Genomic DNA, 14,703 nt, shown 5'->3' with positions numbered 1-14,703 from the left:
CGAACCGCGCCCGAGCCCCGACCATGCCGCCGATCCCCATTCCGATGCCGACCGACCTGTCCAGCCTGCTGATGGTGATGGATCTGGTCGGCGTGTTCGTCTTCGGGCTCAGCGGCGGCACGCTGGCGGTGCGCAAGCGGCTCGACCTGTTCGGGGTGATGGTGCTGTCGCTGGCGGCGGCGCTGGCCGGCGGCGTGTTCCGCGACCTGCTGATCGGCGCCGTCCCGCCGGCCAGCCTCGGCGACGACCGCTATCTGCTGGCCGCGCTGGCCGCCGGGGCCGTCGCCTTCCTGTTCCACAGGCCGATCAACCGGCTGGGCAAGCCGGTGATGGTGCTGGACGCCGCCGGGCTCGGCCTGTTCACGGTGGCCGGCTGCGGCAAGGCGCTGGCCTTCGGCCTCAGCCCGCTGCCGGCGGCGCTGCTGGCGGTGATGACCGCCTGCGGCGGCGGGGTGATGCGCGACCTGCTGGTCGCCGAGGTGCCGCGGGTGCTGCGCGAGGAGATCTACGCCATGGCCTCGCTGCTGGGCGCGGTGGTGGTGATCGCCGGCCAGCGGCTGGACCTGCCGCCGGTGCCGGTGGCGGTGGTCGGCGCGCTGGCGGTGTTCGCGCTGCGCGTCGTCAGCGTGCTGCGCGGCTGGAGCGCACCGCGGGCGCCGGGGAGCTGAGGGGGGCTCTCCCGCCCCGGGAGAGGGAGGGGACCCGCCGCGAAGCGGTGGGGAGGGTGAGGGGCGATCCGGACAGGGAGCCCCTGATTCTTGCATTACCCCTCACCCTTCCCATGCTCCGCATGGGCCCCGAGGTCGCTCGCAAGCCTCGCGACCGCATTCCGCCTAAGACCGCCTATCGGCGCTCTCCCGGCCTGCGGCCGTCGGCTCCATGCCCTCTCCCGGGGCGGGAGAGGGAGACTGCAACGTCCCGAACCCTTACCCCCGCTTGCCCCAGCCCGGCATCGGGAAGACCGGGTCGGCTTCGGCCGACTCCTTGGGCAGGACCACGGTCGGGCGCAGCTTGTGGTTCTGGACGCAGGCGGAGATCAGGTTGGTGTTCTGGCCCTTGTCGTCGAAGGTGATCGGCGGGCCGACCATCAGCTTGTCGGCCAGCTTGGTCTGGCGCAGCGCCGACAGCAGCGCCGCCGATTCCGCGGTGCCCGCCCGCTTGAAGGCGTCGGCGGCGATCAGGATCGCCTCGAAGGTGAAGGCGACGTTGAAGGCGTAGCCCTCGAAGCGGTCGTTCGGGTACTGCTTCTTGAACGCCGCCTCGACCCGCTTGGTCATCGCCGCCTTGGGGTCGTACCAGGGCAGGTTGGTGATGGCGTAGTCGGCGTACTTGCCCAGCACCTTGTAGAACTGCTCGTCGTACAGGCCGGGCGAGCCGGGGGAGACGATGCCCTTCGGCTCCCAGCGCTGCTTGACCATCTCGCGCACCATCATGATGGCGTCGTTGGCGCGGGTGGTGACGATGGCGAGTTCGGCGCCGGTCGCCTTGGCCTTCGCCACCTCGACCGCCAGATCCTGCGCCTTCGGGTCGTAGGAGATCGATTCCAGGATCTGGAACGGCATGTTCAGCGTCGGGAACAGCGCGTCGACCGCCGCGCGGTTGGCCATGCCGAAGGTGTCGTTGGCGTGCAGGAACACCGCGGTCTTCGGCGTCGTGCCGGTGGCGGCGAACAGGTCCTTCATCAGCGCCATCCCGTTCGACACCAGCATGGTGGAGGTCGGGAAGTTGCGGAAGACGGTCTTGTAGCCCTGCTCGGTCAGCTTGTCGGCGGCGGCGATGTTCATCACCAGCGGCACGCCGCGCTGTTCGCAGACCTGGGCGGCGGCGGCGGTCTGGCCGCTGTCGAAGGCGCCGACGATGACGTGGGCGCCGTCGTTGATCAGCTTTTCCGTGCGCGAGCGGGCGACGTCGGCGTTCGATTCGGTGTCGGCCGACATCACCTCCACCTTGTAGCCGAGGTCGGCGAGCACGGCGGGCGCGATCTCCGCGCCGCGCTGGCAGGCTTGGCCCGCCTGGGCCAGCAGGCCGGAGCGCGGCAGCAGCACGCCGACCTTCAGCGTCGTGTCCTGGGCGAAGGCCGGGGCGCGGCCGAACCCGGCCAGCACGCCGCCGGCGACGGCCGCCTGGCCGAGCTGGCGGCGGTTGAGGGCGAGTCCTCCGATGGAACGGTTCTTATGATCGTTGGTCATGATGCAACGGGTGCCTTTGGCTGGACGCGGCGAAACATGTCGACCGGAGAGTCCACCGGCACGCCCCCTTGTGTCAAAGTGGAATCGTCGCCGCCGCCCAGGACGCAACGGACCCAGCATCATGACCACCAGCACGGTCACCCTCGGCGAAGCGCTCGCCATCGCCCTCGACCTTCTCAAGGCCGGCCGGCTGGACGAGGCCGACGTCCTCTACCGCCGCGTCCTCGACGCCGATCCCGACAACGCCGAGGCGCTGCACCGGATGGGCTTCCTCGCCGCGCGCCGAGGGGACGACGACGGCGCGCTGCCCCTGCTGGCCCGATCGGTGGAACTGGCGCCCGATGCCGACGCGCTGTTCAACCTGGGCACCCTGCACCACCGCGCGCTGCGGACGGAGGAGGCGATCGCCACCTACCGCCGCGCCATCGCGCTGCGCCCCGACTTCCCCAGCGCCGAATACCATCTCAGCGAATCGCTGCAGGGCATCGGCCGGCTGGACGAGGCGCTGGCGGCGCTGGACGTCCTGCTGGGCCGCCACCCGCATTTCCCGCCCGGCTGGCGCCAGCGCGGCGACATCGAGGCGGAGCTGGGCCGGCCGGGGGCGGCGGTGCATTTCTACGAGATGGCGCTGGCGCTGGCCCCCGACGACACGCTGTCGCAGGCCCGGCTGGCGGAGCAGGACGCCGCCTTCCGCGTCCGGCGGGCGGCGATGGCGGCGCGGCTGCCCGACGGCCGGCACGACCTGCGCGACACCACGGTGCTGATCCCCTTCCGCGCCGACAGCGACGACCGCAAGCGCAACCTGCGCTGGATCGTCGGCTTCCTGCTGAAGCACGCCGACACCACCATCCTGATCGGCGAGGACAAGGACGGGGCGAGCGACGTCGCCGACGCGCTGGGGCCGGAGCTGGCCGCCCGCTGCCGCCACCTGCATCTGCGCGGCAACGACACCCCCTTCACCCACAAGGCCCATCTGATCAACCGCATGGTCGAGGCGGCCGAAACGCCGATCGTCGCCCTGCACGACACCGACATCGTGGTCGACCCGGTGCAGTATGTCCTGGCGCGCGACGCGGTGCGGCGCGGCGGCGGGCTGGTCTTTCCCTACAACGGGCTGTTCTTCTGGATCATGGGGCGCGAGGTGCTGCGCTTCGGCCACACGCTGTCGGCGGCGCCGCTGAACGCCGTCTGTCCGCGCTTCCCGCTGATGCACCGCAACTCGCCGGGCGGCGGCGCCTTCTTCAACCGCGAACGGCTGCTGGCGGCCGGCGGCTACAACGAGAATTTCCTGTCCTGGGGCTTCGAGGACGACGAGATCGCCGAACGGTTCCGCCGGCTGGGGCTGAGCGTCGAGCGGGTGCCGGGGCCGCTCTATCACCTGGAGCACGCCCGGCCGGCGAACTCGTCCGAGCAGAACCCGTTCTTCGAGGCCAACCGGGCGGAGCTGGAGCGCGTCCGCGCCGCCGACGGCGACCGGCTGCGCGCCGACATCGCCGCCGGACGGCTGAGACGCCCCCTGCTGTCGTCCAGGGATCTCGACGTCTGAAAGGGGCAAGAGAGACGCGGATCGCCCTTTCGCGGTGCAGCAGGCGGCGACCTCTTGACGGCGGGGCGGCGCCGACACAGCTCTGAGGGCAGGTCATGACAGATATGAGAACAACGGCGTGTTGAGCTTGGCGCGGAAGCTGTGGTCGGAAGCCACTTCCGGCGGTTTGCCGGCGGGAACGGCGTCGGTCCCGCGCGGCATGCGGGTCTACGCGGTGGGCGACATCCACGGCCGGCTCGACCTGCTCGACCAACTGCTGGGGCAGATCGCCCGCGACGGCGACCAGGCGCCGAACCTGCTGAAATACCTCGTCTTCCTCGGCGACTATGTCGACCGCGGTCCCGACTCGCGGCTGGTGATCGAACGGCTGGCCTGCGGGCTGCCGACGGCCTTCGGCGCGGTGTTCCTGCGCGGCAACCACGAGGACACGATGCTGGGCTTCCTGTCCGACCTGCGCGTCGCGCCGGGCTGGCTGACCTATGGCGGCGACGCGACGCTGGAAAGCTACGGCGTCCCCGCCCCCGACCCCGACGCCCCGACGGAGCATCTGGGCGAGGCCCAGCGCCTGCTGAACGCCGTGCTGCCGGGCCACCACCGCGCCTTCCTGACCGGCCTGCGCAACCACCTGACCGTCGGCGACTATCACTTCGTCCATGCCGGGGTGCGGCCGGGCGTGCCGCTCGACCGCCAGGAGGACAAGGACCGCCTGTGGATCCGCGACGCCTTCCTGACCTCGCGCGCCGACCACGGCAAGATCGTCGTCCACGGCCACACCATCGCCGCGGAACCGGAGCTGCGCCCCAACCGCATCGGCATCGACACCGGCGCCTACGCCACCAACCGCCTGACCGCCCTGGTGCTGGAAGGGACGCAGCGGCGGTTCCTCTGCACGATCTGAGGAAGCGGACCCCGAAACGAACAAGGGCTCCCGGATTTCTCCGGAAGCCCTTGTTCGTATTGGTCGGAGAGAGAGGATTCGAACCTCCGGCCCCTGCCTCCCGAAAGCAGTGCTCTACCAGGCTGAGCTACTCTCCGTTCGCGTCGCCGGCGGGCGTGTCGTCCGCCGGTGGAGCGGGTGTATAAACGGTCCGCCCGGGGTGCGCAACGCAAAAAACGCGTCCTGCCCAAAAAGTTTCCAACGTCCCGGCCGGCCCCGCTTCGCCCCCCGATCCAGCGGTCAGAAATCGCGATCGATCACGAAATCAATGACTTCCAGCAGGGCCTGCTTGATCGGCCCGTCGGCGAACAGCCCCAGGCTGTCACGCGCGATGGCGCCGTAGTGGCGGGCCCGCTCCACCGTGTCCTTCAGGGCGTTGTGACGGGCCATCAGGGACTGCGCCTGCTCCAGGTCGCCGTCCTTCTGGTCGAGATCCTCCATCACCCGACGCCAGAAGCTGCGCTCCTCGTCGTTGCCGCGGCGGAAGGCCAGGACCACCGGCAGGGTGATCTTGCCCTCGCGGAAATCGTCGCCGACGTTCTTGCCCAGCTTGGCCTGCAGGGCCGAATAATCGAGCACGTCGTCGACGAGCTGGAAGGCGATGCCGAGATTCATGCCGTAGTCGTACAGCGCCAGCTCTTCCGCCTGGGGCCGGTTGGCGACGACGGCGCCGACGCGGCAGGCGGCGGCGAACAGCTCGGCGGTCTTGCCCTTGATGACCTCGAGGTAGGCCTGCTCGCTGGTCTCGGTGTCGTTGGTGGTGCGGAGCTGCAGCACCTCGCCCTCGGCGATGATCGCCGAGGCGCCCGACAGGATGCGCAGCACGTCGAGCGACTGCACCTCCACCATCATCTCGAAGGCGCGGGAGAACAGGAAGTCGCCGACCAGCACGCTGGCCTTGTTGCCGAACACCGCGTTGGCCGAGGCCATGCCGCGGCGCAGGTCGCTTTCGTCGACGACGTCGTCGTGCAGCAGGGTGGCGCTGTGGATGAACTCCACCACCGCCGCCAGCAGCCGGTGATGCTCCCCGCTGTAGCCGCACATGTTGGCCGCCGCCAGCGTCAGGACCGGGCGCAGGCGCTTGCCGCCGGCCGCGATCAGATAGCCGGCGAGCTGGGGGATCATCTCCACCGACGACTGCATGCGGTCGAGGATGATCTGGTTGACGGCGCTGAGGTCCTCGGCCACCAAAGCGGTCAGGTCGTCGAGCGGGTTGGACTTGCGCCGTTTGGGCTCGAAGTTGGTCACGACCGCCAAGGTCGACTCCACGGGTGATTGACGCCAGAAATTGCGCTAGGGAGCATAACGGCCTAGCCTGTTCGGTCAAGCCCGCAGGCCGCCGTTCTTTCGAGACGCCATGACAGAACTGCTTCGAACCACCGATCCCGTCCGATTGTCCTGGCTGATAGCCCTGTTGGCCGATGCCGGGATCGAGGCGCTGGTCCTCGACACCCACACCAGCATCCTGGAGGGGTCGATCGGCGCCATCCCGCGCCGGCTGATGGTCGACTCCGACGACGCGGTCCGCGCCGTCCGCATCCTGCGCGAGGCCGGCGAGGCGTGAGCGAGGCGTGCACGTTCCGGACGGATTTCCTGCTGAACGGCCGGGTCCGGCTGACCCAGCCGGAGGGCGGCTACCGCGCCGCCATCGACCCGGTGTTCCTGGCCGCCGTCACCGCCGCCGTTGATGGAGAACGGGTTCTGGACGTTGGCACCGGCACCGGGGCGGCGGCGCTGTGCCTCGCCGCCCGCGTGCCGGGGGTCCGTGTGGTCGGGCTGGAGCAGCGCGCCGACGCCTGCGCCTTCGCCCGGCGCAACGCCGATCTCAGCGGGCTGGCCGACCGGGTCAGCGTGGTGGAGGGCGACCTGCTGGACCCGCCGCCGGCGCTCGGCCCCGGCGGATTCGACCGTGTCATGATGAACCCGCCCTACCTGAAGGCGACGGCGGCGAGCCACCCACCCGACGCCTGGAAGGCCGCCGCCAACGTCGAGGGACCGGCGCAACTGGCCGACTGGCTGCGCTTCGCCGACGTCATGCTGAAGCCCCGCGGCACAGTGACGCTGGTCCACCGCGCCGACCGGATCGACGACATCCTGGCGGCGTTGCGCCGCCGATTCGGCAGCCTCGTCCTGGTGCCGCTGTGGCCGAAACCGGGGCAGGAGGCGAAAAGGCTGCTGGTGATCGCCCGCAAGGGCGGCCGCGCCCCTGCCCGGCTGACCGCCGGCGTCACCGTGCACGAGGCCGACGGGCGCTACAGCGCGGCAGCGGAACGGGTGCTGCGCGACGCCGCGGCGCTGGCGTTTTAGCGCCGCCGCCATCTTTGACCGGGACCATCTTTGAAACGCGGGACTTCGTTCCCATCTCTGCCGGCATGAGCCTGCAATCCCTCCTCGCCAAACTCCCCTTCGGCCCCTGGCGCAAGGCCGGGCCGCTGGTGTCCGTCGTCCGCCTGTCCGGCGTCATCGGCCAGGGCGGTGCCTTCCGCCCCGGCCTCAGCCTCGCGGCGGTCGCCCCGCTGCTGGAGCGCGCCTTCGCGCCCAAGGACCAGAAGGCGGTGGCCCTGGTCATCAACTCACCCGGCGGGTCGCCGGTCCAGTCGGCGCTGATCGCCAAGCGCATCCGCGATCTGGCGGAGGAAAAGAAGCTGCCGGTCTTCGCCTTCTGCGAGGACGCGGCGGCCTCCGGCGGCTACTGGCTGGCCTGCGCCGCCGACGAGATCTGGGCCGATGAAAGCTCCATCGTCGGGTCGATCGGCGTGGTGTCGTCGGGATTTGGGCTGCACGCGCTGATCGAGAAGCACGGCATCGAACGGCGGCTCTACACCGCCGGCGACAAGAAGGTGCTGCTCGACCCCTTCTCGCCCGAGCGGGAGGACGGCGTCGCCCATCTGAAGGCGTTGCAGGCCGACGTGCACGAGGCGTTCAAGGCGATGGTCCGCGCCCGGCGCGGCACCCGCCTGACCGGATCGGAGGAGGAGCTGTTCTCCGGCGCCTTCTGGGCCGGCCGCCGGGCGCTGGGGCTGGGGCTGATCGACGGGCTGGGCGACCTGCGCGCGGTGCTGCGCGGCCGCTTCGGCGACAAGGTGCGGCTGCGCGTGGTCCAGCCGGAGCGCGGGCTGATGCGGCGGCTGGGCTTGCGGGCCGGAAGCGGCGACGCCCCGGCGCTGCAGGCCGGGGCGTTGGACCAGGTGGCGGAGGCGCTGCCGACCGCCGCCCTCACCGCGTTGGAAGACCGGCTGGTCTGGGCGCGGCTGGGGCTGTAGCGGCTCAACGGTCGGCGTCAGCGCTCGGCGGTGGCCCCGACCGCTTGCAGGCCGTAGTCGTCCGCCTGCAGGAAGTTCGCCCGCAGCGGCTTGAGGACGAACAGCGCCAGCACCGCGGCGACCAGGTTGAAGCTGGCGGCGATGTAGAACACGGCGTGCCAGCCGAAATGGCTGGCGATCAGGCTGCTGAGCGGCACCAGCAGCGCCGCCGTGCCCTTGGCGGTGTAGAGCATGCCGGCGTTGGTCGCGGCGAACTTCGACCCGAAGGTGTCGCCGGCCGTCGCCGGGAACAGGCTGTAGATCTCGCCGAAGACGCAGAAGAACATCGCGGTGAACACCACGAACAGCACCGGGTTGCGGCCGAGCTGCGTCAGCAGGATGATGGCCAGCGCCGCGGTGCCGAAGGCGATGAACATGGTGTTTTCACGGCCGATGCGGTCCGACACCCAGCCGAAGAAGGGCCGGCCGGCGCCGTCCAGCACGCGGTCGATCGAGATGGCGAGGGTCAGCGCCGGCAGGACGAGGCCGAACAGGTTGATCGGCGAATCGGCGACGTGGAAGTCGTGGGCGATCGGCGCGATCTGCGCCGCCGCCATCAGGCCGCCCGAGGCCACCATCACGAACATGATGTAGAGCAGCCAGAACACCGGGGTGCGGACGACGCGGGCCGGCGCGTAGTCGATCTTGGTCTGCACGAGGTTGCCCTTGCGCGCCGGGCCGTCCGACTTCGGCGCCTTGCGCAGGAACCAGGACAGCGCGAAGATCGCCAGCCCCTGGCCGATGCCGAAGACCAGGAAGGTGTGCTCGTAGCCCTGCGACGCGATCATGTTGGCGATCGGGATCACCGTGGCGCCGGCACCGGCGCCGAAGCCGGCGGCGGTGATGCCGGCGGCCAGACCGCGCTGCTGCGGGAACCATTTCAGCGCGTTGCCGACGCAGGTGCCATAGACGCAGCCGGCGCCGACGCCCGACACCACCGCCGCCAGATACAGCATCGGCAGCGAGGTGGCCTGGCTGTCGATCACCCACGAGCCGCCGACCAGCAGGCTGCCGACCAGCACCACGACCTGCGGGCCGTAGCGGTCGACGAACCAGCCCTCGACCGGGACCAGCCAGGTTTCGGTGAAGACGAAGATGGAGAAGGCGATCTGGATCGCCGCGCGGCCCCAGCCGTGCTTGGCGTCGATCGGGTCGACGAACAGGGTCCAGCCATATTGCAGGTTGGCGATCATCGCCATGCACAGCAGGCCGACGCTGAGCTGGAACCATTTGTTGTGAAGAAGACCGCGGTCTTCGGTCGTCTCTGTGGTCATGCCCCAAGTCCCATTGAGCGTGGGGGCGCCCGGCCGGCGGTGGGGCGGCGATCCCGCTTCGGATCACCCCCGGTCCTGCACCGCGGCCTGGCGCCGTTCGGACATGACTGTGCACCTCAACAATCCGTATCCCAAATACCAGATACCGAATCCGCGATCCTTTCCCGCATCGTGGAAAGTGTTGAAAACGCTGGTTTTCTTCTGGGAGCAGCCATTCGCGCAACGCTTGGCTCAGCGTTGAGGCGAGCGTCAGGCGGCGGAGTTCTGCGTCAGCAGCGTGGTCAGCCAGCGGTAGTTGGCGCCGTCGCCGGACTGGATGGCGCTCTGCACCACCTGCACCGCGGTGGTGGGGTCCTGCGGATCGGGGACGGCCGCCGCGGCCGTACCGCCGCCCTCGTCCTGGGCGAACAGGGTGACGGCGCCGACGCCCAGCCGGACCGCGGGTTGCGCGTTCGCCACCACCCCGCTGCCGTCGGTGCCGCCGGCCGCCTCGCCGACGCCGTTCAGGGTTTCCAGCATCGCCGCGAACTGGCCGGCCAGCGCACCCGCCTGCCGGGACGCGGACGTCCCTTTGCGCTCCAGGACGTCTTCCGCCCGGATGCGCATGGCTTGCGTGGCCTCGCTGTTGGCCATCATCGACATGGGACAACCCCTGTGGCTTGCGGCGAACCACAAGGGTCACGCAAAAATCACGCCACTGGCGGGGGTCAGGCGCCGCAACGGCCGCAGCACGCCTGCGGCCTTTTGCCCGGCAAAAAATTCCCAGCCGCCCGGCAGAAGATTCCCAGCGGTCGGCAAGCGTTGCCGGCCGCCGGGAGCCCTCTGCCGGCGCCGGTCAGTCGCGGAAGTTCTGGTACTGAAGCGGCTGTTCGATGCCCATCCGCTTGACGAAGGCGATCGCCTCCTGAAGGTCGTCGCGCTTCTTGCCGGTCACCCGCAGTTCGTCGCCCTGGATCGAGACCTGGACCTTCATCTTGCTGTCCTTGATCCCTTTGACGATGGTCTTCGCCAAGTCCTGCGCGATTCCCTGCTTGATCGTCACGGTGTGGCGCAGCGCGTCGCCGGCGGCACGCTGCGGCTGGGCGGTGAAGTCCAGCGCCGCGGCGTCAAGCTTGCGGCGGGTGACGTAGACGCGCAGCAGTTCCTGCATCTGCGCCAGCTTCGGCGCATCGTCGGCCAGCAGCACGATCTCGTTCTCGGTCCGCTCGACCGTGCACTTCGACCCCTTGAAGTCGAAGCGGGTCTCGATCTCGCGGCGGACGCCGGCGAGGGCGTTGTCGATCTCGTGGACGTCCGTCTCGGACACGATGTCGAACGACGGCATGGCGGCACTCTCCCTGATGGACAAACGCGGATAAGGATGGATGGCCCGCACCGTAAAGAAGGCGGCCGTCATACTCAACAGCCGCCTTGGTCCTACCGTCCTGGCCCCATCGGCCCAGACCGGACGGGCGTCAGTCCATCTGTTCGGCGTAGTGGCAGGCGACCAGCCGGTCGTCGACCGGACGCAGCGCCGGCACCTCCGCCGCGCAGCGCTCCGTCGCGTAGGGGCAGCGCTTGTGGAAGGAGCAGCCCGGCGGCGGGTTCAGCGGCGACGGCAGCTCGCCCTTCGGCACCACCCGCTCGACCCGCAGATGCGGGTTCACCCGCGGCGTGGCGGCCAGCAGGATGCGGGTGTAGGGGTGGCGCGGCCGGTTGAAGACGACGTCCTTGTCGCCATGCTCGACCGGCTTGCCGAGATACATCACCATCAGCGCGTCGGCGATGTGCCGCACCACGCTGAGGTCGTGCGAGATGAACAGGTAGGCGAGGTTCAGCTCCTCCTGCAGATCCATCATCAGGTTCAGCACCTGCGCCTGGATCGACACGTCGAGCGCCGACACCGGCTCGTCCGCCACGACGACGCGCGGGTTCAGCATCAGGGCGCGGGCGATGGCGATGCGCTGGCGCTGCCCGCCGGAGAACATGTGCGGGTAGCGGTCGATCTGGTCGGGGCGCAGGCCGACCTTGCCCATCATGGCGACGGCGCGGGCTCGCCGCTCGTCCTTGCCCATGTCGGTGTTGATCACCAGCGGCTCGGTCAGGATCGAACCGACGGTCTTGCGCGGGTTCAGCGAGCCATAGGGATTCTGGAAGACCATCTGCACCGTGCGGCGCAGCTCCTTCATCTCCGCGGCGCTGCGCCCGACGACGTCGCGGCCGTCATAGTGCAGCTGGCCCGAGGTCGGCGGCTCGATCATGGTGACGGAACGGGCCAGCGTCGACTTGCCGCAGCCGGACTCGCCGACCACCGCCAGCGTGCAGCCGGCCTGGAGCTGGAACGACACACCGTCCAGCGCCTTGACCGTCGCCAGCGGCTTGAAGGCGCCACGCTTGACGGCGTAGTGCTTGCGCAGGTTGTGCGCCTCCAGCACGATCGAGCGGTCGGGCGAGCCGTCGGCCGGGGCCTGGGCGGGGGTGTTGGTTTCGGTGCTCATCACAGCGCCCCCTCGACGGCGGGAACGCCATCGGGAAGTGGGTAGAAACAACGCGCCCGCCCGTCGTCCACATCGTACAGGGCCGGGCGCTCGGCGCGGCAGCGGTCGTCAGCGAAGCGGCAGCGCGGGCTGAACAGGCAGCCGGCCGGCCGGTCGGCGATGCCCGGCACCATGCCGGGGATCGTCGGCAGCCGGCGCTTGCCCAGCGCCCGTTCCGGCAGCGCGTCGAGCAGCGCGCCGGTGTAGGGATGGCGCGGCCGCTCGAACAGCGCGGCCACCGGCCGCGTCTCCGCCACCTGTCCGGCGTACATCACGACGACGCGCTGCGCGGTTTCCGCCACCACGCCCATGTCGTGGGTGATCAGGATCAGCGCCATGCCGCGTTCGCGCTGCAGCTGGACCAGCAGGTCGAGGATCTGCTTCTGGATGGTGACGTCCAGCGCCGTCGTCGGCTCGTCCGCCACCAGCAGGCGCGGGTTGCAGGCGATGGCGATGGCGATCATCACGCGCTGGTTCATGCCGCCGGAGAGCTGGTGCGGGAAGGCCGACAGGCGGGTTTCCGGCGCCGGGATGCCGACCTGCTCCAACAGGGCGATGGCCCGGTTGCGCAGCGGCTTGCCGGACAGCCCCTCATGCACCCGCAGCGTCTCCATGATCTGGAAGCCGACGGTGAAGCAGGGGTTGAGGCTGGTCATCGGCTCCTGGAAGACCATGGCGACGTCCTTGCCGGTGATCGCCCGGCGCTGGGCCGGCGGCATGGTCAGCAGGTCGCGGCCGCCGAACATCATGCGGTCGGCGACCACCCGGCCGTTGGAGCCGAGCAGCCCCATCACCGCCAGCGAGGTCACCGATTTGCCGGAGCCGGATTCGCCGACGATGCCGACGACCTCGCCCTCGTCCACGGTCAGGTCGATCCCATCCACCGCGCGGAAGGTTCCGGCGCGGGTGGTGAACTCGACCGACAGGTTCTTGATGTCGAGAAGAGGCATGGCGTCAACGCTTCAGCTTGGGGTCGAGCGCGTCGCGAAGACCGTCGCCCAACAGATTGAAGGCCAGCACGGTCACCAGGATGGCGACGCCCGGCCAGGTCACCACCCACGGCGCGCGCTGGAGGAACTGCAGCGACGAGGCCAGCATGGTGCCCCATTCCGGCGTCGGCGGCTGCGCGCCGAGGCCGAGGAAGCCCAGCGCCGCGGCGTCCAGGATGGCGGTGGAGAAGCCCAGCGTCGCCTGCACGATCAGCGGCGCCAGGCAGTTCGGCAGCACGACGATCAGCATCAGGCGCAGCGGCCCGGCCCCGGCGACGCGCGAGGCGACGACATAGTCCTTGTTGACCTCCGCCATCACCGCGGCGCGGGTCAGGCGGGCGTAGTGCGGGATCACCACCACCGACACCGCCAGCATGGCGTTGGTCAGCCCCGGCCCGAGGATGGCGGCGACCACCACCGCCAGCAGCAGCGACGGCAGCGCCAGCAGGATGTCCATGGCGCGCATGATCAGCACGTCGGCCATCCCGCCGAAGAAGCCGGCCAGCAGCCCGAGGCCGAGCCCGACCGCCAGCGACAGGGTGACGACGATCAGGCCGATCAGCATCGACAGCCGGGCGCCGTACATCAGGCGCGACAGCATGTCGCGGCCGATGTCGTCGGTGCCCAGCAGGTAGGTCCAGGTGCCGCCCTCCTGCCAGACCGGCGGGGAGAGGATGGCGTCGCGGTACTGGATGTCGGGGTCGTGCGGGGCCAGCACGCCGGCCAGCACGGCGATCACCGCGATCAGCAGGATCACCACGAGGCCGAGCAGCGCGCCCTTGTTCTGCTTGAAGTGATACCAGAACTCGGCCAGCGGGTGCGGCGGGCGCGACACCGCGACGGCGGGGTCTGATTGGGTCGAAATCTCAGCGGACATGGTTTCGCCTCACCGCGCGTGACGGATGCGGGGGTTGAGGACGCCGTACAGCACGTCCACCAGCAGATTGACCAGGATCACCGAGGTGGCGATCAGCAGGACACCGCCCTGCAGCGCCGGATAGTCGCGGCGGTTGATCGATTCGATCAGCCACTTGCCGACGCCCGGCCAGGAAAAGATGGTCTCGGTCAGGATGGCGCCGCCGAGCAGCGTGCCGACCTGCAGGCCGATGACGGTCACCACCGGGATCAGCGCGTTGCGCAGCGCGTGCATGCCGATGACCCGGCGGTCGGCCAGCCCCTTGGCGCGGGCGGTGCGGATGTAATCCTCCCCCAGCACCTCCAGCATGGCCGAGCGGGTCATGCGCGCCACCACCGCCAGCGGCACCGTGCCCAGCACGATGGTCGGCAGGATCAGGTGCGACAGCGCCGAGCGGAAGGCGTCGTAATCGCCGGCCATCAGCGTGTCGATCAGCATGAAGCCGGTCACCGGCTCCACGTAATAGACCAGGTCGAGCCGCCCCGACACCGGGGTCCAGCCCAGCGCGACCGAGAAGAACAGGATCAGCAGCAGGCCCCACCAGAAGATCGGCATCGAATAGCCGGTCAGGCTGGCGCCCATCACGCCGTGGTCGAACAGCGACCCGCGCTTCACCGCCGCCAGGATGCCGGCCGGCAGCCCGATCAGCGTCGCGAACAGCATGGCGCACAGCGCCAGTTCCAGCGTCGCCGGGAACAGCGTGACGAACTCGCTCAGCACCGGGTTGTGGGTGATCAGCGACAGCCCGAAATCGCCGGACAGCACGTGACCGACATAGTCGAGGAACTGCTGCCACAGCGGTTGGTCGAGGCCGAGTTCGTGGCGGAAGGCGGCCAGCCGTTCGGGCGCGATGCCCCGTTCACCGACGCGCACCTCGATGGGGTCGCCGGGAACCAGCCGGATCAGGATGAAGGTCAGGAAGGTGATGCCGAGGAAGGTCGGAATCACCAAGCTCACCCGCGTCAGGATGAAGCGAAGCATCGAGAGGGACTCATTTTTCAAACGTCGGTCAAAACGGAAACGGGGTTCCTCAT

At 69.7% G+C, this 14,703-nt stretch carries 15 protein-coding genes and 1 tRNA gene; 6 read left to right on the top strand and 10 right to left on the bottom strand.

Translation table 11 applies throughout. The features are described from left to right. Positions 1-23: 23 nt before the first annotated feature. Positions 24-668 carry a trimeric intracellular cation channel family protein gene (locus TSO352_RS30950; protein WP_109111119.1) on the top strand — a complete coding sequence of 215 codons (645 nt, stop codon included), beginning with the start codon at positions 24-26 and terminating at the stop codon, positions 666-668. Positions 669-926: 258 nt separating this feature from the next. Here the strand turns inward: TSO352_RS30950 and TSO352_RS30945 are convergent, their stop codons facing one another. After that, a complete protein-coding gene (locus tag TSO352_RS30945) occupies positions 927-2,189 on the bottom strand; it encodes an ABC transporter substrate-binding protein (protein ID WP_109111118.1) in 1,263 nt (420 codons plus the stop codon). A 121-nt stretch (positions 2,190-2,310) separates the two neighbouring features. Here TSO352_RS30945 and TSO352_RS30940 point away from each other — a divergent pair, with 121 nt between their 5' ends. Next, entirely contained in the window at positions 2,311-3,735 is a 1,425-nt protein-coding gene (locus tag TSO352_RS30940) for a tetratricopeptide repeat protein (RefSeq protein WP_109111117.1), read from the top strand. A gap of 118 nt (positions 3,736-3,853) precedes the next feature. Continuing rightward, positions 3,854-4,633: a metallophosphoesterase gene (locus TSO352_RS30935; protein ID WP_109111116.1), complete on the top strand. Its 780-nt coding sequence runs from the start codon at positions 3,854-3,856 to the stop codon at positions 4,631-4,633. Positions 4,634-4,693: 60 nt separating this feature from the next. Here TSO352_RS30935 and TSO352_RS30930 read toward each other — a convergent pair. Both TSO352_RS30930 and TSO352_RS30925 read right to left on the bottom strand, forming a co-directional pair. Further along, positions 4,694-4,770 (bottom strand) — tRNA-Pro (locus TSO352_RS30930). Between the two features lie 142 nt (positions 4,771-4,912). Continuing rightward, entirely contained in the window at positions 4,913-5,929 is a 1,017-nt protein-coding gene (locus tag TSO352_RS30925) for a polyprenyl synthetase family protein (RefSeq protein WP_109111115.1), read from the bottom strand. Positions 5,930-6,029: 100 nt separating this feature from the next. Between TSO352_RS30925 and TSO352_RS30920 the strand changes: the two genes are divergently transcribed. From TSO352_RS30920 to TSO352_RS30910, 3 genes are all read left to right on the top strand, one after another. Next, positions 6,030-6,236, top strand: a complete 207-nt coding sequence (locus TSO352_RS30920) for a DUF2007 domain-containing protein (protein WP_109111114.1) — start codon at positions 6,030-6,032, stop codon at positions 6,234-6,236. Continuing rightward, a complete protein-coding gene (locus TSO352_RS30915) occupies positions 6,233-6,979 on the top strand; it encodes a methyltransferase (RefSeq protein WP_109111113.1) in 747 nt (248 codons plus the stop codon). Before TSO352_RS30920 ends, TSO352_RS30915 begins: the two co-directional genes overlap by 4 nt. Before the next feature lie 65 nt (positions 6,980-7,044). Further along, positions 7,045-7,935 (top strand): S49 family peptidase, encoded by an 891-nt coding sequence (locus TSO352_RS30910; RefSeq protein ID WP_109111112.1) that lies wholly within the window; start codon positions 7,045-7,047, stop codon positions 7,933-7,935. 17 nt (positions 7,936-7,952) lie between these two features. On the opposite strand, the gene oxlT is transcribed toward TSO352_RS30910, so the two are convergent. The 7 genes from oxlT to TSO352_RS30875 form a co-directional block, all read right to left on the bottom strand. After that, the gene (oxlT, locus tag TSO352_RS30905) at positions 7,953-9,248 is read right to left on the bottom strand and encodes an oxalate/formate MFS antiporter (protein WP_109111111.1); all 1,296 of its coding nucleotides are present in this window, start codon (positions 9,246-9,248) and stop codon (positions 7,953-7,955) included. Between the two features lie 249 nt (positions 9,249-9,497). Continuing rightward, entirely contained in the window at positions 9,498-9,890 is a 393-nt protein-coding gene (locus TSO352_RS30900) for a hypothetical protein (RefSeq protein WP_109111110.1), read from the bottom strand. Between the two features lie 193 nt (positions 9,891-10,083). Continuing rightward, positions 10,084-10,572 carry a YajQ family cyclic di-GMP-binding protein gene (locus tag TSO352_RS30895; protein WP_109111109.1) on the bottom strand — a complete coding sequence of 163 codons (489 nt, stop codon included), beginning with the start codon at positions 10,570-10,572 and terminating at the stop codon, positions 10,084-10,086. A 130-nt stretch (positions 10,573-10,702) separates the two neighbouring features. Next, positions 10,703-11,725 (bottom strand): peptide ABC transporter ATP-binding protein, encoded by a 1,023-nt coding sequence (locus TSO352_RS30890; protein ID WP_109111108.1) that lies wholly within the window; start codon positions 11,723-11,725, stop codon positions 10,703-10,705. After that, complete coding sequence (locus TSO352_RS30885) at positions 11,725-12,714, bottom strand: ABC transporter ATP-binding protein (RefSeq protein ID WP_109111107.1); 990 nt, start codon at positions 12,712-12,714, stop codon at positions 11,725-11,727. The genes TSO352_RS30890 and TSO352_RS30885 overlap by 1 nt, the downstream gene beginning before the upstream one ends. A 4-nt stretch (positions 12,715-12,718) precedes the next feature. After that, the gene (locus TSO352_RS30880; RefSeq protein WP_199231793.1) at positions 12,719-13,630 is read right to left on the bottom strand and encodes an ABC transporter permease subunit; all 912 of its coding nucleotides are present in this window, start codon (positions 13,628-13,630) and stop codon (positions 12,719-12,721) included. A 9-nt stretch (positions 13,631-13,639) separates the two neighbouring features. Beyond that, entirely contained in the window at positions 13,640-14,650 is a 1,011-nt protein-coding gene (locus tag TSO352_RS30875) for an ABC transporter permease subunit (RefSeq protein ID WP_109111106.1), read from the bottom strand. Positions 14,651-14,703 lie beyond the last annotated feature (53 nt).

Origin of the sequence: Azospirillum sp. TSO35-2 (assembly GCF_003116095.1) — a bacterium.
Lineage (GTDB): Bacteria > Pseudomonadota > Alphaproteobacteria > Azospirillales > Azospirillaceae > Azospirillum.
The sequence above is the reverse complement of the archived record's forward strand: the minus strand, read 5'-3'. Positions and strand labels throughout refer to the sequence as shown.

Bases quoted from the DNA above. Each gene is read 5' to 3' on its own strand.
- TSO352_RS30950 (WP_109111119.1), top strand. From the start codon at position 24: ATGCCGCCGATCCCCATTCCGATGCCGACCGACCTGTCCAGCCTGCTG.
- TSO352_RS30945 (WP_109111118.1), bottom strand. From the start codon at position 2,189: ATGACCAACGATCATAAGAACCGTTCCATCGGAGGACTCGCCCTCAAC.
- TSO352_RS30940 (WP_109111117.1), top strand. From the start codon at position 2,311: ATGACCACCAGCACGGTCACCCTCGGCGAAGCGCTCGCCATCGCCCTC.
- TSO352_RS30920 (WP_109111114.1), top strand. From the start codon at position 6,030: ATGACAGAACTGCTTCGAACCACCGATCCCGTCCGATTGTCCTGGCTG.
- TSO352_RS30910 (WP_109111112.1), top strand. From the start codon at position 7,045: ATGAGCCTGCAATCCCTCCTCGCCAAACTCCCCTTCGGCCCCTGGCGC.
- oxlT (WP_109111111.1), bottom strand. From the start codon at position 9,248: ATGACCACAGAGACGACCGAAGACCGCGGTCTTCTTCACAACAAATGG.
- TSO352_RS30900 (WP_109111110.1), bottom strand. From the start codon at position 9,890: ATGTCGATGATGGCCAACAGCGAGGCCACGCAAGCCATGCGCATCCGG.
- TSO352_RS30895 (WP_109111109.1), bottom strand. From the start codon at position 10,572: ATGCCGTCGTTCGACATCGTGTCCGAGACGGACGTCCACGAGATCGAC.
- TSO352_RS30890 (WP_109111108.1), bottom strand. From the start codon at position 11,725: ATGAGCACCGAAACCAACACCCCCGCCCAGGCCCCGGCCGACGGCTCG.
- TSO352_RS30885 (WP_109111107.1), bottom strand. From the start codon at position 12,714: ATGCCTCTTCTCGACATCAAGAACCTGTCGGTCGAGTTCACCACCCGC.
- TSO352_RS30880 (WP_199231793.1), bottom strand. From the start codon at position 13,630: ATGTCCGCTGAGATTTCGACCCAATCAGACCCCGCCGTCGCGGTGTCG.
- TSO352_RS30875 (WP_109111106.1), bottom strand. From the start codon at position 14,650: ATGCTTCGCTTCATCCTGACGCGGGTGAGCTTGGTGATTCCGACCTTC.